Raw genomic sequence first — 883 nt, forward strand, 5'->3', positions numbered from 1 at the left:
CTAAAGTATCCCCAGAATTAGCCTTTATATATCAATGAACTAATAGTATTAAAAAATGTGGGAAGCGAGGGAACATTCATGGTGTTTTGTGATCTTATGAATCGCTTAAAAACAACAGAGCTAAACACCATGAATGCTTTTACTATTTTGCACAATATGCTCCGCGCTGTCACCCCTAACTCAATTCATAAAGCCAGATTTAATACTTTAGTCGCTGCCGTTAAATCTCTATTGCACTGCCAGCAATGTACCTTGACGTCTATCGGCCGCAATTTGAATTCAAAAACAACTGAAAAACATGATATTAAACGTATTGATCGACTGCTCAGTAACCACGAGCTTTTACGTGAATCAACAACGGTTTATGTTCACTTAAGCCGTTTTGTGGTCACTGAAAAGCATCCCGTCATTTTGGTTGATTGGAGTCATGCAGATACACAAACCAAATACTGTATTCTGCGTGCCAGCATTGTTAGTGAAGGTCGCTCTTTAACCCTGTATCAGGAAAGTGCATTCAGCTTTCAATATCATTGCCCAAAAGTACAAAAACGGTTCTTAAAGATGCTCAAACTGATCTTGCCGAGTGATTGCCGCCCTGTCATTGTGACGGATGCGGGCTTTAAAGTTCCTTGGCTCAAAGCAGTGCGAAACAATGGCTGGCATTATATTAGCCGAGTTCGAGGTACGGCACACTTGAAAACGCAGGGCAGCGATGAGTTTGTTCCATGCCAGTCACTATTCAAGAGCAATCAACGTAGGAGCCAGTATCTTGGCGCGACCGAGTTGACCAAAAGTGCACAATATCACACGCATGCAGTGCTGGTTGGCAAAGGGCATAAGTTATTAAAAAGAGATAAAAAACGTGGTTATAAGGAGCCTTGGC

At 41.9% G+C, this 883-nt stretch carries 1 protein-coding gene; it reads left to right on the forward strand.

The window, feature by feature from the left end; genetic code table 11:
* Positions 1–96: 96 nt before the first annotated feature.
* The coding region (locus tag H5158_RS22605; protein ID WP_182740974.1) for an IS4 family transposase at positions 97–883 on the forward strand (787 nt) is incomplete at its 3' end.

This window comes from Pseudoalteromonas sp. SR45-6 (assembly GCF_014163545.1).
Taxonomy (GTDB): domain Bacteria; phylum Pseudomonadota; class Gammaproteobacteria; order Enterobacterales; family Alteromonadaceae; genus Pseudoalteromonas; species Pseudoalteromonas rhizosphaerae.